This is a genomic window from Streptomyces sp. NPDC059564, from assembly GCF_042735575.1.
Lineage (GTDB): Bacteria > Actinomycetota > Actinomycetes > Streptomycetales > Streptomycetaceae > Streptomyces.
The window spans coordinates 1-22,020 of the sequence record NZ_JBHWBP010000108.1 but is presented as its reverse complement, the minus strand read 5'-3'; the positions used below and the strand labels follow the sequence as shown (position 1 = coordinate 22,020).

Genomic DNA, 22,020 nt, shown 5'->3' with positions numbered 1-22,020 from the left:
CACCAGTGGCCGGTCTGCCGGATCGAAGGCACGCAGCTCGCTGGCGAACAGCGTGCGTCCATTGCCGCGCGCCCAGTACAGCGGCTTCACGCCGAGCGAGTCCCGTGCGGCCAGAAAGGCACCCTTCTCGTCGATGTGGGCGAGTGCGAACATGCCCCGCAGGCGGGTGAGCCCGGCCGGGCCGTCCACCAGCAGCGCGTGCAGCGCCGCCTCGCTGTCCGAGCCCGTACAGAACAGTTCCGCACCGAGCTCCGCCCTGATCTGCCGGTGGTTGTAGATCTCACCGTTGGCAACGAGACAGGACGTGCCGCCCCGCTCGGCGAGGGGCTGGTGGCCACCGTCCACATCCATGATGGACAACCGCTGATGGCCCAGCCAGACGTCCCCCCGGTGGACCTCTCCGGTGTCGTCCGGGCCGCGGTGCTCGATCCGGTTCAGCATCTCGCGGCACAGCCGGACATCGATGTCGCCGACAGCGGCGACGATTCCACACACGGTGCGCCGTACCTCCTCGATCGGCTGAAGCGCTCCCGGACAGGGCGCCCTCGTGCCCACCCCACTTCTGCCGCGCGGCACATCGTCCCGGTCAGGAATCACCCGGCTGCCGTTCCACCTCATCCGGATGGAGCAATCCGAAGACCCCGGCGCCGGCCGGGCGCCGTACTCCTGGGCCGCGCGGGTCTCCGTGATCCGCAGACAGGCAGAGCGGGGACCGCGCGACCCACTGCCTGTGGTGGTCGTGGAGGGTCCGCAGTTCCTTGCCGAGGGCCACGGGGGTGGGTTCGCCGAGCAGCTCGCGCAGCTCCCCCTCGGTGGTGATCTCCTCGAACGCCCCTGTGTTCACTGCCCGCCCCCGTCCACTCGTGCGCGGCCGAACCGCCGCCCTGCCGCGACTACGCCACTGCCGTCCGGGCGATCGGCCGCGGTACCAGGTGTGCGGGCACCGAGATGACGGCCGCGAAGTACTCCGCCTTGATGCAGCGGGCGCTCTCACCGCCCGTCAGCACAGCCGACATCGCGACAGCCGAGGTCTCGTCTTCGGGGCTGATCAGCAGGTTGACGCCGGTTGCCCGGCAGCCGGACAGGACGTATCCGAAGCGCCGCTCGCCCTCCCGCGCCGGATGCGCGGCGAGCTGGTCGCGTACCGCTGAGGCGTCCTCGGCCGGCAGCTGTGACAGGAAGGCCGCGAGCCGGGCGTCCTGGGTGACCTCGGTGCCCGCCGGGTCGTCGTGGGGCGCCGTGCCCGGGTTCAGGTACGTGAAGGCGGCCGTGGTGCCGGGACCGGGCGGGTCGGCATGGTCAGCGCCAAAGGTGGGACGGGCGGGCATCGCGGACTGCGCCACCTCGAACACCACGGCGGCCTGGGTTCCCGCGGCGCACTGCGCAGGGGGTGTCGTCGTGGTCATCCTCAGCTCCAGCCGGTCACCCACACGGTCGAGCGCTGCGCCGGTCGCCGTGGCACAGCCGGTGTCCTGGACCCAGCCGACCAGGACGGATTTCGAGAAATCGGTTCCGGCGGTCTGGACGGCGATGTCGCGTGCCGTCCTCGCGTCGACCGCGGTGAACCAGCCGGGGAAGCGGGCCAGTTCCCGCTCGTCGGTGATCACCGTGCGGATCCGGTCCGCGGAGGGCGAGGTGGGCGCGAGGTGCACCAGGCGCGACTCGATGCCCGGCGCGTCGGCGCCTTGCGCGTCGGCGCCTTGCGCGTCGGCCGGGCCGGACACGGATGGCCCGGAGACGGTGCCGGCCGGCAAGGGCACGGCGTCGGCCGCGGACTGATGACCGCACACGGCGGTGAGCGTGGACAGCGAGACGGCCAGCACCATGGCGGACACCGCCCTGCCGAGGTTTCGCGCCACCGTCGAGGGGCGCCGGTGCGGGGGAAGAAGCGGTTCCACCGGAGACGGCATCATCCCGCCATGATGGGCGGATCAGGCTCGCCCGCGGGTCAGGGCGTACACGACACGCACAACCGGTGCGGCCCTGCGTTCATTGGACGTCGGGGAAGGCGGGGTCGGGGATGTCGCGGCGCAGCACCGGGGCGATCTGCGACTGGAAGAGTTCGAGGGAGGCGCGGTGCTCCGCGGGGGTGAGCCCGCCGGGCTCCGCCTGGAGGTGCAGGGCCGTGTGACCGAAGGCCTCGTGGTAGCGGTGGACCTTCTCGATCACCTGCTGGGGGCTGCCCACGAGCGCCGAGCTGCGCTCGATGAAGTCCTCCAGCGTCGGAAAGACGGGATCCAGACCCTGCTGCTTGTGGAAGGCGAGGTACCGGGCGAACGCCGGCCGGTACGCCGCCACCGCCTGCTGCGAGGTGGGGGCCGCGTGGTAGCCGGCCGTGCCCGCACCCACGACGGCGTGCGCCGGATCGCGCCCGTAGTGCTCCCAGCGCTCCCGGTAGTGGCGGATCAGTTCGGCGTACGGGCCGATCGGGTGGGTGACGTTCGCCGAGAAGAGCGGGTCTCCGTAGCGCGCCGCGAGATCGACGGACTCCCGGCTGGTCGCACTGCCGTGCCAGACCCGCAGGGCCGGCTGGAAGGGCCTCGGCAGCACCTCGGCGCCGGCCAGCGCGGGGCGGAAGCGCGGCTCGGCGGTCACCTTGTCCTCGCGCCAGATGCGCCGGAACAGTTCGTAGCCCTCGGTGTTGCGCTCCCACTGGTCCTCGGGGGTCACGTGGAACAGCTCGCGCTGGGCCGTGCCGTTGCCCTTGCCGATCATCAGCTCCAGGCGGCCGTCGGAAAGGTGGTCGAGCGTCGCGTAGTCCTCGTACGCCCGCACCGGATCCAGCAGGCTCAGGGTGGTCACGGCGGTGAACAGCCGGATCCGGCGGGTCAGAGCGGCGATGTGGCTGAGCACCACGGGCGGTGAGGAGGACAGGAACGGCCGCTCGTGGCGCTCGCCGACCCCGAAGCCGTCGAAGCCGAGCTCCTCCGCGAGCAGCGCGGCGGCGACCACCTCGCGGAACCGTTCACGGGTGGGTGTGGGGGCTCCCGTCACCGGATCCGCGGAGTCCGTGATCAGGGTGATGGCCAGGAACTTCACGGGGCCGTCACCTTCGGGGCCGCCGCTTCGACGCCGGGGACGCAGAGCCCGAGGTGCTCGCGCAGGGTGGTGCCCTCGTACTCGGCGCGGAAGACGCCGCGTTCCTGGAGCAACGGGACGACGGTGTCCGCGAATCCGTCCAGGCCGCCCGGCGTGATGTGGGGAACCAGGATGAACCCGTCGGCCGCGTCCGCCTGCACCAGGTCGTTGATCGACTCGGCGACCGTGGCGGCGGAGCCGACGAAGGTCTGGCGGGAGGTGGTCGCGATGACGAGCTCGCGGATGGACAGGTTCTTGGCCTCTGCGAGCTCGCGCCACTGCCGGGCGGTTTCGAGCGGGTCGCGGAACTGGCGGACGCTCGCCCGGCCGAGGGCGATCGTGTTCTCACCGACCTCGGGGTCGACGGTGGGCAGCGGGCCGTCCGGGTCGTAGGCGGACAGGTCCCGGTTCCAGACGTGCTCCAGGTACTTGATCGCGGTCTGCCCGCTGACCTGGAGGCGGCGGACCTCGTGCGCGGTCTCGTGCGCCTCGGCGTCGGTGTCACCGAGTACGAAGGTGGCCGCGGGCAGGATCTTCAGCTGGTCCGGGGAACGCCCGTACTTGGGCAGGCGGCCCTTGACGTCGGCGTAGAACTCCCGGCCCTCGTCGAGCGTCCCGTACCGGCCGAAGATCGCGTCGGCACTGGAGGCGGCGAACTCGCGGCCCTCATCGGAGTCACCCGCCTGGAAGATCACCGGTCGGCCCTGGGGGCTGCGCGGCACGTTGAAGTGGCCCTCGATGTCGAAGTGCCGCCCCTGGTGGGCGAAGGCCCCGGCCCGCGCGTCCCGCAGGAAGGCGCCCGACTCGGGGTCGGCGAGGATCTCGGTGCCGTCCCAGGCGTCGAACAGCTCGGTCGCGGTCGCCAGGAACTCCTTCGCGCGGGAGTAGCGCTCCTCGCGCGGCAGGAACCCGCCCCGCCGGAAGTTCTCACCGGTGAAGGCGTCCCAGGAGGTGACGACGTTCCAGGCGGCCCGGCCCTCGGAGAGGTGGTCCAGCGAGGCGAACTGGCGGGCCACCTCGTAGGGCTCGTTGAAGGTGGAGTTGATCGTTCCGGTCAGCCCCAGGCACTCGGTGACGGCTGCCAGGGCCGCGAGCACGGTGAAGGTGTCGGGCCGTCCGACCACGTCCAAGTCGTAGATCTGCCCGCCCTGTTCGCGCAGCCTGAGGCCCTCGGCGAGGAAGAGGAAGTCGAACTTGGCCCGTTCGGCGGTCCGCGCGAAGTGGACGAACGAGTCGAAGTCGATGTGGCTGCCGGCGGCCGGGTCACTCCATACGGTGGTGTTGTTGACGCCGGGGAAATGGGCCGCGAGATGGATCTGCTTGAGCGGCTTGGTGCTCATGGTGGGTCCTTCCGGGTCCGGGATCAGGCGGCGGGGTGGGCGGCGTAGCGGCCGCCCGGGCGCTCCAGGCCCAGCAGTCCGCGCAGGGTGTCCGCCTCGTACGCGCGGCGGAAGACCCCGCGCCGCTGGAGCTCCGGTACCAGCCCACGGGTGATGGCGGGCAGGTCGTGGGCGATCGTTCCCGGCCGCAGCCGGAAGCCCGACAGGCCTGCCGTCCGCCAGTCCTGGAGCAGGTCCGCCAGTTGCGCGGAGGTCCCGGTGAAGATCGCCGTGTCACTGCTGTACGGGGCGCCCGCGAGCGCGTCCAGGCGGCTGCGGCGCGCGTCGGCCGCCGGGGCGTCCTCGTCCAGGAACACGGTGAGGTCGGCGAAGAGGTGCAGCGGCTGCGCCGCGAGCCCGGCCGATTCCCGGGCCTGCCGGATCTCCGTGACGGCGGCGCGGGCCCCGTCGGTGTCGCGCGCGGCGACGTACCCGACATCCGTGGACCGGGCGATGAGGCCGTACGCCGCGCTGCCGCCGTCCGGCGCGCCGGCGGCGCTCGCTGCGGTGGCAGCGGTGATGACGGGTTGTCCCTGCGGCGGGCGGGGGGTGATCGACGGCCCCCTGACGCTGAAGTGACGGCCCTCGAAGTCGATGTAGTGCAGTTTGTCGCGGTCGACGAACCGGCCGGTGGCCACGTCCCGGATCTCGGCGTCGTCGTCCCAGCTGTCCCACAGCCGCCGGATCACCTCGATGTGGTCGGCGGCCTCCTCGTAGGACTCCGCATCGGGGAGCGGGACCGCTCGGCGTCCGAAGTGCCGCGCCTCGTAGGCCAGTTGTGACACCTGGACGCGCAGGCCCGCACGTCCGCGGCTGACGTGGTCCAGGGTGGCGATCGCCTTGGATATGTGGAAGGGCTCGGTGTGGGTGGCGGTCACGGTCGGGACCAGCCCGATGTGCCGGGTCAGGGGTGCGACGCGGGCGGCGGTGAGTACCGCGTCCAGCCGCCCGCGGACCTGGTCCGTGCGCCCGTCGGGCCCGTCCGCCGACGACGACTGGAGGGCGAGGGCGTCCTCGAAGGTGACGAAGTCGAGCAGTCCGGCTTCGGCCTCGGCGACCGCTTCGGCCCAGTAGCGGGCCGTGAAGAGTTCGCCGGGCCTGGCACCCGGCTCACGCCAGGCGGCAGGGTGCCGGCCCGCGCCGTCGAGCGCGACGGCGAGGTGCAGCGCTTCGGAAGATGCCGATGTGAATGCGGATGCGGGCGGGAATGCGGACACGTCGAATTACGCCTTCCTGATCGGCCGTGCGAAAAGGAGGCCGATGTGCGTCGCGAATGTGGGGGCGTACCGGAGGGCGGGGAAGATGCCCGTCATCAATATCTCTTCGAAACGCTACGCCCGATAGCGGCGCCATACAATGACCGTAATATTAAGAGAAGTTGGCAGCGGTATTGCAGGGCGCGCGGACCGCCATGAAGGACGGGCGGCGGCGCAGGGTGAAGCCGATCGACTCGTACAGCCGGATCGCGTTGGTGTTGCTCGCGGCGGTGTGGAGGAACGGGACGTCGCCGCGCTCCCGGATGCCCGCGGCGACGGCGCGGACCAGCCGCGTCGCCAGCCCCCCGCCCCGGTGGTCGGGATGGGTGCACACCGCGCTGATCTCGGTCCAGCCCGGCGGCCGCAGCCGCTCCCCGGCCATCGCGACCAGCCGGCCGCGGTGCCGGATGCCGAGGTACGTGCCCAGCTCGACGGTGCGGGGCAGGAACGGACCGGGCTTGGTGAGCTCGATCAGGCCGAGGATCTCGGGTACGTCACGGGGGCCGAGCCTGACCGCCTCGGGGGCGGGTTCGGCGCACAGCGAGGTGTCGACCAGCTGGACGCCGGGGACCGAGCCGACGGTCTCCCAGCCGTCGGGCGGTGTCAGTACGCCGGCGAGCGCGGCGGTCCCGCCGTCGCCGACCAGCCTGTGCAGGTCGGCCCACGAGTCCGGGTCGGCCGGGTCCGCGAGGGCGGCGAACGGCGAGACGTCCGACGGATAGCGGGCGGCGCGGGAGGAGGAGAGGCCGGGCCCGGGACGGGCCGCCCGCTCGGCGAAGGCGGCGTGCGCGCCGGACAGCGAGGCCCAGGCGGGGTTGTCGAGGACGTGCGGGGACACCACGGTGTCCGGGCTCGTACGCGTGCCGGTACGCGTACTCGTGCAGGGACCTGCGTTCGTGCTCATGGGCGGGCTCTCCGTCCGTGGCGCGGCCCGGGGGCCGGGGATTCAGGAGTTGGTCGCCGGCAGGCCCGGCGGGTCGATCTCCGAGGCGGTGACGGTCTCGTTGGACAGGTTCCAGGCGGCGAGCAGCTGCGCGTACTGGCCGTTCTTGATCAGATGGTTGATCGCCTCGGCCACCGGCCTGGCGAGCCCGCTGTCCTTCTTCGCGGTCGCGGCGATCAGACCCTGGAGCGACTCGCCGGCCCCGGAGAAGGAACCCGCGCTGCGCGTGGGAGCGTTGCCGCTCGCGCTCTGGGTGATGTGGTAGGCGATGGACGGGTTCGGGCCGAAGCTGAGGTCGATCTTCTTGCCGCTCAGCGCCAGGACGGTGCTGTTGGCGTCGGGGAAGTACTTGACGGTGAGGTCCTTGCCCTCCGCTTGCAGCTTCTTCTGCCACTCCAGCAGGATCTTCTCCTGGTTGGTGCCCGAACTGACCGCCACCGTCTTGCCCGCGAGGCTGTGGAAGTCGTTGCCGAAGTTCCAGGGGTTGTCCTTCAGGACCTCGAAGGCCAGGTTGTCCTGCCGGTAGGAGGCGAACTCGTACTTCTTCTTGCGCTCCTCGGTGACCGTGACGTTCGTGAAGGCGACGTCGACCTTGCCGCTGTCGACACCGAGGAAGACGTTCTCCCAGGTGGAGTTCTTCACCACCGGCTTGAGCCCGAGCGCGGCGGCCACCAGTCGGCCGAGGTCCGGTTCCGCGCCGGTCAGGGTCTTCTGGTCGGTGCCGACGTACGCCAGCGGCGGGAAGCCGGCGGGCAGCGCGCCCACGCCGATGACGAGTTCACCCCGTTCACGGACGGCCGCCGGCAGCTGTGCGCGCAGGGCCTCCACGGCGGGGACGGTCAGTTCGGTCTGCCGGGCGGCGCCGTTGGACACCGCGCCGACGGTGACCACGTCCCCGCCCGCCCCGGTGGCCTCGGCATCGCCTCCGCACGCGGTGAGGCAGGAGGCGAGCGCCACGCCGGCGGTGGCGGCGCCGAGGCCGCGGGCGAATCTGGTGCGCAGGGAGGGCCGGCGTCGCATCGTGTTCCTTTTCGGTTCGGGAAGGGGGGCGGGGCGTGATGGGGCGGAGGCGCGGGGGAATCAGAGCACCCTGCTCAGGAACTCCCGCGTACGGGCATGGGCGGGCCGGTCCAGCACCTGCTCGGGCGTGCCCTGTTCGACGATGCGGCCGCCGTCGAGGAAGACGACCTCGTCGGCGACCTCGCGGGCGAAGCCGATCTCGTGCGTGACGATGACCAGCGTGGTGCCGCCGGTGGCCAGGTCCTTGATCACGGACAGCACCTCGCCGACGAGTTCGGGGTCGAGCGCGGAGGTGGGTTCGTCGAAGAGGATGACGCCGGGCCGCAGCGCGAGGGCGCGGGCGATGGCCACGCGCTGCTGCTGGCCGCCGGACAGCTGCCGCGGATAGGCGCCGGTCCGGTCGCCGAGCCCGACGCGCTCCAGGAGTTCGCGTGCCAGGGCGCGGGCCTGCGGCCGCGGCAGTCTGCCGGTCGCCACCGGGGCCGCGGCGACGTTGTCCAGCACGGTCAAGTGCGGGAAGAGGTTGAAGTTCTGGAAGACGAAGCCGATCCGGCCGCGCTGGGCGAGGATCGCCCGCTCGCCCAGCTCCTTCAGCCGCCCGCCGTGCCGCTGTACGCCGATCAGCTCGCCGCCCACGCTGACGTATCCGGCCTCGGGCTTCTCCAGGTGGTTGATGACCCGCAGCAAGGTGGATTTGCCGGAACCGGACCGGCCCAGGATCGCGGTGACCGTGCCCGGCCGCAGCGTCAGGCTCACCCCGTCCAGGACCTGCTGGCCGCCGTACCACTTGTGCACGTCGTGGACCTCGATCGCGGCGGCCCGCGTGGCGGTGGTCATCGTGCCGTCTCCTTCCGGAAGCGGTCCCGGAGCTCGCGCAGGCCCGTCCGGGCCCGCTGCAGGGGGGTGGGCGGTACGGTGCGCAGCGCGCCGCGCGCGTAGTACCGCTCGACGTAGAACTGGATGACCGAGACGACGCTGGTGAGGACCACGTACCAGAAGGTGGCCACCAGCAGCAGCGGCACCACGTCGCCCGGATAGGTGCTGCCCAGGCTCTGCACCGAGCCGAAGAGGTCGAGCAGCGATACGTAGAAGACCAGCGAGGTGGCCTTGACCAGCCCGATCAGCTGGTTGACGTAGGCGGGGACGATGGAGCGCAGCGCCTGGGGGAAGACGATCCGGGCGAACTGGTAGCGCTTGGGCAGCCCCAGCGCGGCCGCCGCCTCGTGCTGGCCCTGGTCGACGGAGAGCACACCGGCCCGTACCACCTCGGCCGCGTACGCCGCTTCGCTCAGGCTCAGTCCGACGACCGCCACGACGATGTCGGTGGCCAGCCGCGACTCGTCGAAGGTGAAGAAGGCGGGCCCGAAGGGCACCCCGACGCTCAGGGTGGGGTAGAGGGCACTGAGGTTGTAGAGGAAGAGCAGGACCACGATCAGCGGCACCGAGCGCAGCAGCCAGACGTACGTCCAGCTCACCGACCGCAGTACGGGGTTCGCGGAAAGCCTGCCGAGGGCGAGCAGGATGCCGCCCGCGAGGCCCAGGACCGCGCTGTACGCGGCCACTTGGAGGGTGATGGACAGGCCCTCCAGGATGACCGGACGGACGGACCAGTACGCGAAGCGGTCCCACTGGTAGAAGGGGTTGGTGAGCAGCCCGTGGGCGGCCTGGGAGACCAGCACCAGCACCACGGCGGTGGCGATCCACCGCCCGGGCCGGCGGAGCGGGAGGACCCGCTGCGCCGGCGCCGGCCGTCCGGAGGGCGCGGAGGGTGCGGTGAGGACGAGTGATTCGGTCAAGGACACTCCAGCAGCATTCGATGAATCGAAGAATCGAAAAGCAGCCGTCATGCCGGACAGAAGAGGCCGCTGATGTCGTTGTCTGCGGCGTAAGCTAGGCAGCCTGGAGAAGGGCTGTCAACGGCCCTGATATCGGTATCCGCGGAAGCGTGTGGCAATTTCATCCGCCGTACACACAACGCCTTCCGGTGAAATGAACCGGGCCGTCGTTCGCAGTCGGGGGATCCGGTCGGCGGAGCGACCACGGGGTCGAGGGGTGGATCTCCGCCTCGGCGCATGTCCGACGCATCCTCGGGGCACCGGCAGGCATCGCACCGGGCGAACTCCCCGCGTTCGGGCACTCCCTGACCGAGGATCCGGCCGCGCCGCCCACAGGCCGGCCGCCGACCTGCATCGTCTTTCATCCCGAGATCGAATGGTCCACCATTCGGTCATGCCCTTGCCGGGAAGGCCACTTCGGGCGAGTATCCCTATCAATCCGATGGGAAAGGTGGGGATTCGGCAGCCGGCCGACGCCACCCAACAACGTTCCGGAGTAGCCGACATGACCACCGCCATCCCCCCCGGCACCGCTGTCCGCCCAGACCCCACGCCACGCAGCGGCGCTCGGGCCTGCCGGTGACGCCCACGCCGAAGACACCGAGCCCCGCCGGCGGCCGGTCCGCCGACGAGCGGCGCCGCGCGCTCCTGCGTACCGCCCGCGATGTGGCGGACGACCTCGGTGCGGACGCCATCGTCCGCGATCAGGCGGGCAAGCCGCCGACCGACGAGACGGCCCGGCTGCGCGAGGCCGGCCTGCCGGCGGCGCTCACCCCGCCCGGGCCCGGCCGCGGGGCGGACTGGCGTACCGGATGCGCCGTCATACGGGAGATCGCCTCGGCGGACAGCTCCGTCGGCGACGTACTCGCCCGCCACTACGTCCACGCGTGGAGCGGACGCTTCTACGCGGGTCACCACCACGCGACCGCCCTCGAAGAGGAGTCGGTGCGCGAGCAGTGGCTGTGGACCGGCGCGGTCCACGCGCCCGCGCCCAACGACTACGCCGATGGACCGGACCTCACACTGAGGCCGCGCACCACCGGCTACGTGCTGAACGGGCGCCGGTCCGTGGACACGGCGGTGGCCGCCGCGGACCAGATCGTGGTGGACGCCGTCTGCACCGCGACCGGCGACGTCCTGGTCGTACGGATCCCGCCCAGCGCACGGGGCGTGACCGTCGAACCCGCCCTCGACCGCCTCGGGCAGCGGGTCGCCGGCGCGGGCGAGGTCGTCCTCGACCGGGTCGCGGTCACGCCCGGGCAGGTGCTGGGCCGCCGGCCGCACGACGAGGAGTCGACCCCGCCCTTCACCGCGCTCGCGGAGCCGGCGCTCCGGCTCGCCCTGTGCCACGTCGGCCTCGGCATCGCCGAGGGCGCCCTCACCGAAGCGCGCGACCTCAGCAGGGGCGGCCGCGCACACCGGCTGCCCGGTGAGGACCCGGACCTGCTGCTGACGTACGGGGAACTCGCCTCTGCCGCCCAGACGGCCACCGCCGTGGTCGACCGGGCGACGGAGGTGATGGCGCAGGCCCTCGCCACGGGTGCGCAGCTCGATGCCGAGGAGCCCGCGGGCGTCGCCGCCCTGGTCGCCACGGCCGAGACCGTGACCTCGAAGGCCACGCTGCACATCAGCGCCCGGGTGCTGGAACTCGCCGACGCGCCCGGCCTGGACCGCTTCTGGCGCAACGCCCGAGTCCTGACGGCCCACCGCCCGGTCGCGCACCGCCTGCGCTCCATCGGCGAGCACTACCTCAACGGATCCGACCGCGCGGTGGCGGCGTCCTTCCGTTGACGCGGAGCGCCACACAGGACGCGGTTCCGCGACCCCAGCCCCTCGGCTGCCGGGCACGAGTACCTGCCCGGCAGCGGGCGGCCACCCGCGACGGACGCCGGCCGAAGCCGTACGGGATAATGTCCGCATGCGGATCTCAGCCAGGGCGGACTACGCGGTACGTGCCGCACTGCAGCTCGCCGCGTCACAGGATGACGGGCCACTGAAGGCCGAAGCCATCGCCGACGCCCAGGACATTCCGCACAAGTTCCTCGAAGGCATCCTGAACGACATGCGCCGAGGCGGTCTCGTCCTCAGCCGGCGCGGCGGCAACGGCGGCTACCGGCTGGCCAAGCCCGCCCAGTCCATCAGCATCGCGGACGTCATCCGCGTCGTGGACGGACCGCTCGTCTCGGTGCGCGGGGTCCGTCCACCGGACCTGTCCTACACCGGCCCCGCCCAGTCGCTGCTCCCCCTGTGGATCGCACTGCGGGCCAACGTGCGCGAGATCCTCGACGGCGTGACGCTCGCCGACGTCGCGTCGTCCGACCTGCCCTCTGACGTATCGGCACTGGCCGATACCCCCGGGGCCTGGACCAATCCCTGACCCCCGCCCCACCTGCGCCTTCTCACATCACGAGACCTTGACGTCCATCATGCGGTCAGCCTCTTGGGGCGGGTGCCCGCCTCTGCCAATATGCCTACCAACCAGGTGGGAAAACTAGGAATTCAGGGGGTCGGCCGTGCGCACACCGCACCACGCAGGCCGGATGCTGCCTCTGACCTCCCGCCGGCACATCGACCTGGTCCGTACGTCCAGCGCCATCTGTCAGCGCGGCTGACAGCATGCGCCGGCCCTCTGCTCGCAGGTCCGCGCTCCACGCGTAGCGCATCACCGGGCGCTGCCCCACTCCGTCGGCCGGGAGTGGGTGCCGTGTGTGCCGATGGCTTCGCGTCGCCCGTCTCCGTACCTCCCTGAACGCCATCCCGTGAAAGGGCACCTCCATGTCTGCCGCAAGACCGCTCACCACCCTGCGCGCCATCGCCGTCACAGCGGCACTTCCCCTTCTGCTCACCGCCTGCGGCTACGGCTCCGAGGCGAAGAAGGAAGACGACAAGGCCGAGGTCGCGGCCACCGGTGACAAGAAGCTGTCGGCCTCCGAGGTCCGCATCGGGTACTTCCCGAACCTGACGCACGCCACCGCCCTGGTCGGCCTCCAGGAGGGCCTGATCGAGAAGGAACTGAACGGCACCAAGATCAAGCCGCAGTCCTTCAACGCCGGTCCGTCCGAGATCGAAGCCCTCAACGGCGGCTCTCTCGACATCGGCTTCATCGGCCCCTCGCCGTCCATCAACGGCTACGTGAAGTCCAAGGGCCAGAACCTGCGGATCATCTCCGGCTCCGCCTCGGGCGGCGTCAAGCTCGTCGTGAACCCGGACAAGATCAAGACCCTGGACGACCTCAAGGGCAAGAAGATCGCCACCCCGCAGAAGGGGAACACGCAGGACGTCGCGTTCCTCAACTGGATCTCCGAGAAGGGCTGGAAGGTCGACCCCGAGTCCGGCAAGGGCGACGTCTCGGTCGTCCGCACGGACAACAAGGTCACCCCCGACGCCTTCAAGCAGGGCTCGATCGACGGCGCCTGGGTGCCGGAGCCCACGGCCTCCAAGCTCGTCTCCGACGGCGGGTCCGTCCTCCTCGACGAGACCGCCCTGTGGCCCGACAAGAAGTTCGTGATCACGAACGTCATCGTGTCGCAGAAGTTCCTCAAGGAGCACGCGGACGTGGTCGAGGCCGTACTCAAGGGCACGGTGAAGACCAACGAGTGGATCAACGCCAACCCGGACAAGGCCAAGGCCTCCGCCAACGCGAAGCTGGCGGCCGAGGGCGGCAAGCCGCTCGACGCGAAGGTCATCGACCCGGCCTGGCAGTCCATCCTCGTCACCGACGACCCCCTCGCCGGCACGCTGAAGACGGAGTCCGACTGGGCGGTCAAAGCCAAGCTCATCGAGCAGCCCGACCTCGCCGGCATCTACGACCTGACGCTCCTGAACAAGGTCCTCAAGGCCGCCGGCAAGCCCGAGGTCTCCGACGCCGGCCTCGGCACCAAGTAAGCCCGTAGCTCAGGGCAGCCGGCTGCCTTGCGCCCTACGGGGAAGGCCGCCCGGCCGGACAGATCACCGCGGCGCCGAAGTCGTCGATCGCGACCGCCACCGAGATGAACGCGGACGAGATCGCGAACGCACCATCTTCCACGCCTATGTTCCGTTCGGCTCACGCGACCGGCCGTACGGATGCGTCACGCCAGGTCGAGCAGCTGCTCGTAGAAGCCGCCGAATCCGTTCCGCTCGTCGACGAGGTGGATCTCCAGGATCCAGTGGCAGCGCCGGCCCGCGCGGTCGGTGCGGCGAAGCGGGGTGTCGTTGTCCGGGGTGACGTACGACTCGGTCCTGGCCCCGTCGATGCTCTCGTGCGGGAACTCCCCGACCAGGTGACCCGCGTGCCAGCCTCCCAGGACCCAGCCGGCCTTGGAGGCGAGGCGCTCGACTTCCGCGTACAGCCGCCGTCCGGTGATCTGTGGGTCGGCCCGGAAGGCGCTCCGGCCGGCGGTGAAGACCTCTGCGAGGTCGTCGCGCAGACGGTGCTTGACGGGGTCGTCGCCGAAGACGAAGGTGCGGCCGAAGTCCGCCTCGTACTCCTCGAAGATCGGGCCGAAGTCGGCGAAGGCGATGTCGTCCTCGCCGATGATCCGGTCCGGCGGGTTCTCCTTGTACGGGAACAGCGTGTGCGGGCCGGAGCGGACGATCCGCTTGTGCCAGTGCCTGGTCGTGCCGAACATGTCGTTCGCGAGGTCCCGGATCCTGTCGCTGACCTCCCTCTCGCCCGCCCCGGGTGCGACCAGGCCCCGGGCCTCGACCTCGGTGAAGAGGCGTTCGGCCTTGCGCTGTGCCTCGACGAGACCCAGGACGCGCAGCTCTTCGTCCATGCCGTCGGGTGCTCCCATGGTGCCGTTCCTCTTCCTTGTCACGGAGTCGCGCGCACGATGACGAGCGACCCCTCGCACGTCGCCTGCGTACGCAGGTGCGATGTCGGCAACCGCATGCAAATATCTTGCATCCACAAGGCCATATCAGAACATCAGCTGGCAAACGTTTGTCATATCGGCCCTATCGGCCACAGATGCGGTTCTGTGCGATGCGCGCCCCGGTCTCCGTTTCGGTGGGCCGGCGACCGGTCCGCCTGGCGGCCGCTGACGGAGGCTGCCGACCAGGCCGGGCGGGAGGAGGATGAGGGGAGGGCCGACGGGCGGGTGAGGGTCCGGACCGTCGGGTCCGAGGTCTGCCGCAGTGGGTGAAGGAGGTCCGGTGGTGGTCACGTCCGAGGCGTTCCGGGCGGAGCCCGGCTCAGTAGGGGTGGTCCCCTCCGAGCCCGGTGGTCTGCTGGACGTCCTGAGCGTGGCCGCGGTGGTCCTGGACACCCGGGGGCGGATCACTCTCTGGAGCCCTCAGGCCCAGGAGCTGTTCGGCTGGTCCGCCAAGGATGCACTGGGCAGCCACGCCGCCGAACTGCTCGTCGCCAGGGAGTACGTCGACCTGGTCGTGGAGCTGTTCGCCAAGGTCATGGCCGGTGGCGGCGCCTGGGCCGGAGTCTTCCCCGTGCGGCACAAGGACGGTTCCACGCGGCTGGTGGAGTTCCGCAACATGCGGCTGCAGGACGAGCGGGGAGGCGTCTACGCCCTCGGCATCGCCTGCGACGAGGCCGTTCTGCGCGGCGTGGAGCGCGACCTGGCGCTGTCGGTGCCGCTGGTGGCGCAGTCCCCGCTCGGGCTCGCGGTACTGGACACCGACCTGCGCTACGTCCTCGTGAACCCGACGCTGGAGCGGATCAACGGCATGTCCGCCGAGCAACATCTGGGCCGTACGCCCCGCGAGGCGCTGCCCTTCCTGGACACCGACGTGATCGAAGCCTCCATGCGCCGGGTGCTGGACACCGGCGTACCCCTGCTGGACCAGTACGGCATCGGGCGCACCCCGGCCGACCCGGGCCAGGACCACGCCTGGTCGGGCTCGTACTACCGGCTGGAGGATCCCGGCGGGCGGGTGATCGGCGTCGCCCTGTCGGTGGTGGACGTCACCGACAGCTACCGCGCGGCCAGAGAGGCCGCCGAAGCCCGCAGGCGCCTGGATCTCATCGCCCGGGCATCGGTGACCGTCGGGACCACCCTGGACCTGGAGCGCACGGCCCGCGAACTCGCCGACCTCGTCGTGACCGACCTGGCCGACGTCGCCTCCGTGGACGTCCTCGACTCCGTCCTGGAAGGCAGTGCCATCACGGCACCCGGCCCCGGGACGGGACAGACCCTCTTCATGGCCCTGGCGGTCGCGGCCTCCTACGAGACGGACGTCGTCCGCGCCGCCGACCCCGTGGGCCGGCGGACCAGCTATCCCGCCGAGCGTCTGGTCACGCGCTGCGTGAGCACCGGGCGCCCCGTCCTGGTATCGCACCTCACAGCCCCGGACCTGGCGCGCATCGCGCGCGACGGGGCCGCTGCAGCACTCCTCACCCGGGAGGGCACGCACTCCTACCTGGCGGTTCCACTGACCGCCCGCGGACAGGTCCTCGGTGCCCTCGGCCTCCTGCGCACCCGCAATCCGCTCCCCTTCGACCACGACGACGTCATCCTGGCCGGCGAGCTGGCCACCCGGGCCGCCATCGCCATCGACAACGCCCGCTGGTACCAGCACGCCGCCGACACCGCCCTGACCCTTCAGCGCCACCTCCTCCCGCATCCCCCGCCCCAGGTCGCCGGCCTCCAGATCGCCTACCGCTACCAGCCCGCGGCAGCGGCCAGCGGGATCGGCGGCGACTGGTTCGACGCGATCCCCCAGCCCATGGACAAGACCGCTCTCGTGGTCGGCGACGTCATGGGGCACGGTGTCCACGCCGCCGCCACCATGGGCCAACTGCGCACGGCCACCCGCACTTTGGCGGACCTCGGCCTCGATCCGGCCCAAGTCCTGCGCCACCTCGACCACATCACCGCCGAACTGGACCAGCCCATCGCGACCTGCGTCTACGCCACCTGGGACCCGCACCGCTCCCGCTGCCGCGTCGCCCTCGCCGGACACCCGCCCCCCGTCATCGTCCGGTCCGGGCACTCCCCCGAACTGCTCGAGCTGCCCGTCGGCGTGCCGCTCGGTACGGGCGGCCTCGGCCGCGCCGACTTCGAGACCACCGCCCTCGACCTGATCCCCGGTGACCGGCTGGTCCTGTACACCGACGGCCTCGTCGAAACCCGCGACGAGCCCCTGGACGACCGCCTCGACCTCCTCCTCAGCCTCCTCGCCGATCCCGGCCTCTCCCCGGAGGCGACCTGCGGCCGGCTCCTGGCCTCGCTGCGACACCCCGACGCCGACGACGACGTCGCCCTCGTCATCGCCCACGTGCGGCCCCACCCGCCCCACGACGGGGCGAGCCCGGCTCCACGGCATACACACCACCGGTGACGACAGACATCACGAAGCCGGCGATGACCTCGGCCGTGTACGGAAGGGCGACGAGAGCCTCCGTAAACGCCCCGGCTTCGTCGACCATGGACATGCGGCCGATCCGCAGGTACTCCAGGACCTTGTCGGCGACCGACCTGCCGACGTGGGGGATGTCGCGCATGCCCTTGGCGTCGAGTGCCGAGACGTCCTGCGGGTAGCCCGGGGCAGGCACCCCGGGCACCCGCGCCGCGGGCCGGCCGGGCCAGGAGTGTCCGCACGGTGGGGAGGAAGCTGCACAATCGAAGGTGAGGAGCGCTGCGTCCGCGCTCCGACTGGAGGGCGGTCAGATGCCTGGGAGCCGGTCTCGTTCGCGCTATGTCCCGGACAAGGGACTCACCACCCGCATGGTGACGACCATGTTCCTCATCGGGCTGCTCTACGTCGTCTTCGTGGGCGCCCTGCTGGCCCTTCTCCCGAGCTCGTGGCCCACCATCCTGGTGATCGCGGGCGGTCTGTTCGTCGCGCAGTTCTGGTTCAGTGACCGGATCGCGGCCTTCAGCATGGGTGCCCGCGAGGTCACCCCCGAGCAGGCGCCCGAGCTGCACGGTGCCGTGGACCGTATCTGCGCCCTCGCCGACATGCCCAAGCCCAGGGTGGCGATCGCCGACCTCGACGTGCCGAACGCCTTCGCCACCGGCCGGGGCGAGCGCACCGCACTGGTCTGCGTCACCACGGGGCTGCTGCGCCGCCTGGAGCCGGAGGAGCTGGAGGGTGTCCTCGCGCACGAGCTGTCGCACGTCGCCCATCGCGACGTCGCGGTGATGACCGTCGCGTCGTTCCTCGGTGTCCTCGCGGGAGTCATGACCCGTGTCGCGGTCTACAGCGGACTCGGCCGCAACAGCCGCGACAGCAACGCCGCCATCGTGGCGCTCCTGATACCCCTGGTCAGCGCCGTCGTCTACGTGATCAGCTTTCTGCTGACCCGGCTGCTGTCCCGCTACCGCGAGCTGTCCGCCGACCGCGCGGCCGCGCTGCTGACCGGCCGGCCGTCGGCGCTCGCCTCGGCGCTCACCAAGGTGACCGGTGAGATGGCGAGGATCCCTAGCCGGGACCTGCGCACGGCGGAGCCGTTCAACGCGTTCTGGTTCGCGCCCGCGTTCTCGTCGAAGGAAAGCCTGAGCAGGCTGCTCTCCTCCCACCCCACGCTGGAGGAGCGGTTGGACCGGCTGGGCAGGATCGCGGCGCAGCTCGGCCGCCCCTGACCAGCCGGGCGCAGCACCGGCAACGGAGGTTCGTACCGTGGGACTCCTCGACACCATCCTCGGCCGCAGCAAGCCGGTACTTCCCGACCTCGACCGGCTCTTCGGCCTGCCCAGCGCCGCGATCACCCTTCAGGCGGGTGCCGGGTTCGTTCCGACCGGCGTCGGCTCGGTGTGCTTCGCCAGCGTCGAAGGCGGTGCCTTCGCCCGGCTCCAGGAGGATGTACGGGAGCTGCTCGACGCCGATACCGGCGGCGGGGGCCGGCCGGTCGAGTTCAGCCAGGACGCGTACGGCTACACCTGGCTCCTCGCCCGGCACCCTGCCGACGACACCGCCTCATTGGTCAACGACCTGCACGCCGTCAACACCCTCCTCCAGGACGCCGGCTTCGGTCCGCAGCTGCTCTGTTCCCTGATGGGTTTCCGTGAGGCAGCGGCGGAGCGTGCTCTGGCCATGGTCTACCTGTACAAACGCGGCACTTTCTACCCGTTCGCGCCGCTTCCCGGACAGACCGGGGAGACCGGCAGGCGTGACAACGTCACGGAACTGCAGATCAGGGCGCTGCTCGCGGACGACCTGCCGATCGAGCCGGACCTCGGCCGCTGGTTCCCGGTGTGGGGCGCTCCTGGGCTCGGCTGAGCCCGGGGCGCCTGGCCGGCGCCAGCGGAACCGCTCCGGTTCGTTCCCTCCGACCGACCGTCCCCGACTTGCGCGGAAGCCGCACATGGGCTTGCTTCGGAGTAGGTGGGTACGCGGTTTCCGTCACCCTGGGCAGGGAGTGAACACCATGATGTTCACCGATCGCACGGACGCAGGACAGCAGCTCTCCGAAGCGCTCCGTCACCTGGTGGGGGAGGATCCCGTCGTCCTGGGACTGCCCCGTGGCGGAGTCCCGGTGGCCTTCCAGGTGGCGCGGGCGCTGGGTGCCCCGCTCGACGTAGTCGTCGTGCGCAAGCTCGGGGTCCCCTCCCACCGTGAACTGGGATTCGGCGCCATCGGCGAGGGCGGCGTGCGGGTCATCAGCGACGACATCGTCCGCCTCGGCCGGGTCGGGCGCGAGGATCTCGCGGCGGTCGAGCGCGCCGAGACGGCAGCGCTCGCCCGTCAAGCGCGGCGGTTCCGCGGCGACCGGCCGCGCGTACCGCTCGACGGACGGTCGGTGATCGTGGTGGACGACGGGATCGCGACCGGCGCCACGGCCGCGGCCGCATGCGAGGTCGTACGGGCGCAGGGCGCGGCCCGTGTGGTGCTGGCCGTTCCGGTGGCGCCGCCGGATGCGGTCGCCCGGCTGCGCACCCAGGCCGACGAAGTGGTCTGCCTGTCCACGCCGCGCGCCTTCCGCGCTGTCGGCGAGTGGTACCAGGACTTCACCCAGACCCCCGACGAAGAGGTCCTCGCCCTGCTGGCGCAAGCCGCCGACCGCGCCGACCGCCCCGTAGCGCGCCCGCCCGCCCGGGCCTGCGAGGTGGTGGTGAACGCGGGCGGCGTCAGGCTGGCCGGGGACCTCATCTCGCCGGAGGGCGCGGGTGGGGTCGTCATGTTCGCCCATGGCTCCGGCAGCAGCCGCCACAGCCCGCGCAACCTGTCGGTGGCGGCGGCCCTGAATCGGGCGGGCCTGGGCACCCTGCTCTTCGACCTGCTCACACCGGCGGAGGAAACCGAACGCGCGAACGTCTTCGCCATCGAAACCCTCGGCCGGAGGCTGGTGGACGCCACCCGCTGGCTGCAGCACCTCCGGTCCGTCCCGATCGGCTATTTCGGAGCGAGCACCGGCGCCGCGGCGGCGTTGTGGGCCGCCGGTTCCGCCGACGCGGACATCGGCGCCCTGGTCTCCCGTGGCGGCCGCCCCGACCTCGCCGGGCCACGGCTCGCCGGCGTACGGGCTCCCACACTCCTCATCGTGGGCGGCCTCGACACGACGGTGCTCGGCCTCAACCAGCAGGCCCAGCGGGAACTGCGCTGCGAGAACCGGCTCGACGTCGTCCCCGGCGCCACGCATCTCTTCGAGGAGCCGGGAGCACTGGACGAAGTGGCCGCCCTTGCCCGGGACTGGTTCATAAAGCACCTGGTGGCACGGGCCCGGTAGCGCTGTGGGACCGGCTTCACCCCTTGCTCAGCCGCACCGTGTCTCCCGTTTGTCCGCCCGCGAGGACGTCGATGCGCGCGCCGGTCGCGGGGTCGCTGAAGCTCCGTCCGGGTGCGTACACGGCCAGATCCAGCGGGATGCAGCACAGCGATCTTGGTTCCGCCGGACCGTTCCACCGAGCTCAGTCGTTCCGGGGAACGGCCGCGAACACCGGGCCGCCGACCGCCCGGTCCAGGCGGTATCGCCTGAGTGCCCGGTCGAAGCGGACCCGGCTGCCCGGTAGGGCTCCGCGGAGGTCGGCGATCAACGCGCCGTCCGGCACTCGCTCGGCGAGGCCGGCGACCACCGGGTCCGAGCCGGGGCTGCCCCGCAGTTCGGCCGCGGGGTGCAGCGGCAGGTCCGGGCCGTCCAACTGCAGGAGGTCCCAGAAATCGTCGGCGTACGGTTGGACGCCCTCCTCGAAGCCCGTCTCGTCGACCAGTTCCTCCGCTGTCCCGATGAGCCGGTCGAGCCAGTGCGGCAGCGAGTCGGCCTCGACGTGGAGTCCGCCCTCGCGGTACTGCATCAGCACCTGGCCCCACCGGCCGTCGGCCTCGATGTCGACCCAGGTGACGCCGCCACCGCCGTCGTCGGTGACCAGCCAGTGGGGGTACGGAAGGCCGTGGTCGCGAGCCTGGCGGGGGTGGCCGGTCAACACGAACTCGACCGGTGGCACCGCGAAGCCGCCGAGTACGCCCAGCAGTTGGCGAACCGAGGTCGGCACCGGGACGGGCCACCGGTCGAAGTCGGCAGCCGTCAGGCCGGGTTGTACCGCGAGGTCGAACGGGACTCGGGCGGCCAGCGCCCGCAGCCGCTTCACTAGGGCGTCACCGGAGATCACCCGGCCACGCTACCGGACCGGCTCCCGCCCGGCGGGCGACGTCGGGCAGGGTGCGCGGGAAGCGGCGGTCGCCGACGGCCGTCTCGGTCACCGGTGCAGGGTGGCCGCGGCCTGCGGCGCTCCGGCCGTCAGGTCCGCCGTCGGCGGGAGCGCCCGATCATGACGAGGGCGATGACGGCGGCCACGACCAGCAGCCCGACCAGCACGGCCACCACCAGCGCGGCGATACCCACCTTCCCGAGGAAGCCCTTCTTCTTTTTCTTGGACTTCTTCTTCCCGTCCTTCGCGTCGGCCACAGCGAGCCGGGTGCCGACGGCCTGGGTGCCGGCCTGCGCGGCGGCAGCCTCCCGGGCGGATCCGGCCAGCCCTCCTCCCGGAGCCGCTGCCCCGGCCGCGCTCAGAGCCGCGCCTGTCCGGTGGGCCGCGGGGGCCTCGCTCGCGTTCGCGGGCAGCGGGGCCAGGAACAGCCCTGCCAGGAGCAGTACGGGAACCACCCTGGCCATCGCACTCGTCTTCACATCGTTCTCCCTGTCGTCGATGGCCGGTACGGGCGCTGTCCGTGCCACAGCTCTCGTACCCGTGAGCGCGGAGCGTACGCCACGATCCGGCCATCGGCGGGTGCCGGGTCGGAGCAAGACCGCGAGGGGCCTGGGCAGCGGCTCGTCAGGCGCGGTTGACGGTCAACTGGCCGCCACCGCGGTTGAGATCGGTTTCGTGTGACGTGCGGGCAGAAGTGTCGGCATCGGATCGGCGCTCGGGCAGATACGAAGTGAATGGGCAGGTCAACGGCGAGCCAGGAGGCCGTCCACCAGGGGTCGGAGCCCGTCCAGATAGGTGTCTTCGGCGGTCGTCCGCGGCGAGGGCGAGCGGAGGTTCCCTACTCACTTCGCGGAGGGTGCCCGGGCGTGCGTGACGGCGTGGGTCACCTCGGGCATCGGCGGTGGCGTCTGGCTGCGCCGGCGGCGCAGCCAGACGTAGAGCATCAGGCACGGCAGCAGCACTCCGGCCATGGTGAGGGTGAGG

General features: G+C 71.5%; 21 protein-coding genes and 1 pseudogene. 8 read left to right on the top strand and 14 right to left on the bottom strand.

The annotated features are described in order from the left end of the window. The 10 genes and pseudogenes from ACFV0Q_RS19845 to ACFV0Q_RS19800 form a co-directional block, all read right to left on the bottom strand. A pseudogene (locus ACFV0Q_RS19845) lies at positions 1-495 on the bottom strand (asparagine synthetase B); the annotation flags it as partial. Between the two features lie 91 nt (positions 496-586). Continuing rightward, positions 587-844, bottom strand: a complete 258-nt coding sequence (locus tag ACFV0Q_RS19840) for a hypothetical protein (RefSeq protein WP_385007046.1) — start codon at positions 842-844, stop codon at positions 587-589. A gap of 49 nt (positions 845-893) precedes the next feature. Next, complete coding sequence (locus ACFV0Q_RS19835) at positions 894-1,913, bottom strand: hypothetical protein (RefSeq protein WP_385007044.1); 1,020 nt, start codon at positions 1,911-1,913, stop codon at positions 894-896. A gap of 76 nt (positions 1,914-1,989) precedes the next feature. Next, the gene (locus tag ACFV0Q_RS19830) at positions 1,990-3,039 is read right to left on the bottom strand and encodes an LLM class flavin-dependent oxidoreductase (protein ID WP_385007041.1); all 1,050 of its coding nucleotides are present in this window, start codon (positions 3,037-3,039) and stop codon (positions 1,990-1,992) included. Continuing rightward, positions 3,036-4,418 (bottom strand): NtaA/DmoA family FMN-dependent monooxygenase, encoded by a 1,383-nt coding sequence (locus ACFV0Q_RS19825; RefSeq protein ID WP_385007039.1) that lies wholly within the window; start codon positions 4,416-4,418, stop codon positions 3,036-3,038. Before ACFV0Q_RS19825 ends, ACFV0Q_RS19830 begins: the two co-directional genes overlap by 4 nt. Before the next feature lie 23 nt (positions 4,419-4,441). Then, the gene (locus ACFV0Q_RS19820; protein ID WP_385007037.1) at positions 4,442-5,674 is read right to left on the bottom strand and encodes an LLM class flavin-dependent oxidoreductase; all 1,233 of its coding nucleotides are present in this window, start codon (positions 5,672-5,674) and stop codon (positions 4,442-4,444) included. Positions 5,675-5,825: 151 nt separating this feature from the next. Continuing rightward, on the bottom strand, positions 5,826-6,617 hold the full coding sequence (locus tag ACFV0Q_RS19815; RefSeq protein WP_385007036.1) for a GNAT family N-acetyltransferase: 792 nt from the start codon (positions 6,615-6,617) through the stop codon (positions 5,826-5,828). A 42-nt stretch (positions 6,618-6,659) separates the two neighbouring features. Continuing rightward, positions 6,660-7,676, bottom strand: a complete 1,017-nt coding sequence (locus ACFV0Q_RS19810; RefSeq protein ID WP_385007034.1) for an ABC transporter substrate-binding protein — start codon at positions 7,674-7,676, stop codon at positions 6,660-6,662. A gap of 60 nt (positions 7,677-7,736) precedes the next feature. Then, positions 7,737-8,513, bottom strand: a complete 777-nt coding sequence (locus ACFV0Q_RS19805; protein WP_385007032.1) for an amino acid ABC transporter ATP-binding protein — start codon at positions 8,511-8,513, stop codon at positions 7,737-7,739. Further along, positions 8,510-9,523 carry an amino acid ABC transporter permease gene (locus ACFV0Q_RS19800; RefSeq protein WP_385007031.1) on the bottom strand — a complete coding sequence of 338 codons (1,014 nt, stop codon included), beginning with the start codon at positions 9,521-9,523 and terminating at the stop codon, positions 8,510-8,512. The genes ACFV0Q_RS19805 and ACFV0Q_RS19800 overlap by 4 nt, the downstream gene beginning before the upstream one ends. 567 nt (positions 9,524-10,090) lie before the next feature. Between ACFV0Q_RS19800 and ACFV0Q_RS19795 the strand changes: the two genes are divergently transcribed. The 4 genes from ACFV0Q_RS19795 (at position 10,091) to ACFV0Q_RS19780 (ending at position 13,396) form a co-directional block, all read left to right on the top strand. Beyond that, positions 10,091-11,302, top strand: a complete 1,212-nt coding sequence (locus ACFV0Q_RS19795) for an acyl-CoA dehydrogenase (RefSeq protein ID WP_385007029.1) — start codon at positions 10,091-10,093, stop codon at positions 11,300-11,302. Between the two features lie 127 nt (positions 11,303-11,429). Further along, positions 11,430-11,888 (top strand): RrF2 family transcriptional regulator, encoded by a 459-nt coding sequence (locus tag ACFV0Q_RS19790; RefSeq protein ID WP_385007028.1) that lies wholly within the window; start codon positions 11,430-11,432, stop codon positions 11,886-11,888. A 163-nt stretch (positions 11,889-12,051) separates the two neighbouring features. Then, a complete protein-coding gene (locus tag ACFV0Q_RS19785) occupies positions 12,052-12,123 on the top strand; it encodes a putative leader peptide (RefSeq protein WP_385007052.1) in 72 nt (23 codons plus the stop codon). 163 nt (positions 12,124-12,286) lie between these two features. After that, a complete protein-coding gene (locus tag ACFV0Q_RS19780) occupies positions 12,287-13,396 on the top strand; it encodes an aliphatic sulfonate ABC transporter substrate-binding protein (RefSeq protein WP_385007026.1) in 1,110 nt (369 codons plus the stop codon). 185 nt (positions 13,397-13,581) lie between these two features. Here the strand turns inward: ACFV0Q_RS19780 and ACFV0Q_RS19775 are convergent, their stop codons facing one another. Further along, positions 13,582-14,286 (bottom strand): M24 family metallopeptidase, encoded by a 705-nt coding sequence (locus ACFV0Q_RS19775; RefSeq protein ID WP_385007024.1) that lies wholly within the window; start codon positions 14,284-14,286, stop codon positions 13,582-13,584. 364 nt (positions 14,287-14,650) lie between these two features. Between ACFV0Q_RS19775 and ACFV0Q_RS19770 the strand changes: the two genes are divergently transcribed. Then, entirely contained in the window at positions 14,651-16,789 is a 2,139-nt protein-coding gene (locus ACFV0Q_RS19770; protein ID WP_385007049.1) for a SpoIIE family protein phosphatase, read from the top strand. Here ACFV0Q_RS19770 and ACFV0Q_RS19765 read toward each other — a convergent pair. Continuing rightward, positions 16,716-17,003, bottom strand: a complete 288-nt coding sequence (locus tag ACFV0Q_RS19765; protein ID WP_385007022.1) for a helix-hairpin-helix domain-containing protein — start codon at positions 17,001-17,003, stop codon at positions 16,716-16,718. The genes ACFV0Q_RS19770 and ACFV0Q_RS19765 overlap by 74 nt on opposite strands. A gap of 115 nt (positions 17,004-17,118) precedes the next feature. On the opposite strand from ACFV0Q_RS19765, the gene htpX reads away from it, so the two are divergent. The 3 genes from htpX to ACFV0Q_RS19750 all read left to right on the top strand — a co-directional run bounded on the left by htpX (position 17,119) and on the right by ACFV0Q_RS19750 (position 20,117). Continuing rightward, the gene (gene htpX, locus ACFV0Q_RS19760) at positions 17,119-18,033 is read left to right on the top strand and encodes a zinc metalloprotease HtpX (RefSeq protein ID WP_385007020.1); all 915 of its coding nucleotides are present in this window, start codon (positions 17,119-17,121) and stop codon (positions 18,031-18,033) included. 37 nt (positions 18,034-18,070) lie between these two features. Next, a complete protein-coding gene (locus tag ACFV0Q_RS19755; RefSeq protein ID WP_385007018.1) occupies positions 18,071-18,670 on the top strand; it encodes a hypothetical protein in 600 nt (199 codons plus the stop codon). Between the two features lie 148 nt (positions 18,671-18,818). Beyond that, entirely contained in the window at positions 18,819-20,117 is a 1,299-nt protein-coding gene (locus ACFV0Q_RS19750; protein WP_385007016.1) for a phosphoribosyltransferase family protein, read from the top strand. Between the two features lie 181 nt (positions 20,118-20,298). Here ACFV0Q_RS19750 and ACFV0Q_RS19745 read toward each other — a convergent pair whose 3' ends face one another. Further along, positions 20,299-20,997, bottom strand: coding sequence for a hypothetical protein (locus ACFV0Q_RS19745; protein ID WP_385007014.1), 699 nt, complete (start codon positions 20,995-20,997; stop codon positions 20,299-20,301). Positions 20,998-21,125: 128 nt separating this feature from the next. Next, positions 21,126-21,515: a hypothetical protein gene (locus ACFV0Q_RS19740; RefSeq protein WP_385007012.1), complete on the bottom strand. Its 390-nt coding sequence runs from the start codon at positions 21,513-21,515 to the stop codon at positions 21,126-21,128. Positions 21,516-22,020: the final 505 nt, after the last annotated feature.

Bases quoted from the DNA above. Each gene is read 5' to 3' on its own strand.
- htpX (WP_385007020.1), top strand. From the start codon at position 17,119: ATGCCTGGGAGCCGGTCTCGTTCGCGCTATGTCCCGGACAAGGGACTC.
- ACFV0Q_RS19750 (WP_385007016.1), top strand. From the start codon at position 18,819: ATGATGTTCACCGATCGCACGGACGCAGGACAGCAGCTCTCCGAAGCG.
- ACFV0Q_RS19790 (WP_385007028.1), top strand. From the start codon at position 11,430: ATGCGGATCTCAGCCAGGGCGGACTACGCGGTACGTGCCGCACTGCAG.
- ACFV0Q_RS19780 (WP_385007026.1), top strand. From the start codon at position 12,287: ATGTCTGCCGCAAGACCGCTCACCACCCTGCGCGCCATCGCCGTCACA.
- ACFV0Q_RS19805 (WP_385007032.1), bottom strand. From the start codon at position 8,513: ATGACCACCGCCACGCGGGCCGCCGCGATCGAGGTCCACGACGTGCAC.
- ACFV0Q_RS19800 (WP_385007031.1), bottom strand. From the start codon at position 9,523: ATGACGGCTGCTTTTCGATTCTTCGATTCATCGAATGCTGCTGGAGTG.
- ACFV0Q_RS19825 (WP_385007039.1), bottom strand. From the start codon at position 4,418: ATGAGCACCAAGCCGCTCAAGCAGATCCATCTCGCGGCCCATTTCCCC.
- ACFV0Q_RS19835 (WP_385007044.1), bottom strand. From the start codon at position 1,913: ATGATGCCGTCTCCGGTGGAACCGCTTCTTCCCCCGCACCGGCGCCCC.
- ACFV0Q_RS19815 (WP_385007036.1), bottom strand. From the start codon at position 6,617: ATGAGCACGAACGCAGGTCCCTGCACGAGTACGCGTACCGGCACGCGT.
- ACFV0Q_RS19810 (WP_385007034.1), bottom strand. From the start codon at position 7,676: ATGCGACGCCGGCCCTCCCTGCGCACCAGATTCGCCCGCGGCCTCGGC.
- ACFV0Q_RS19775 (WP_385007024.1), bottom strand. From the start codon at position 14,286: ATGGGAGCACCCGACGGCATGGACGAAGAGCTGCGCGTCCTGGGTCTC.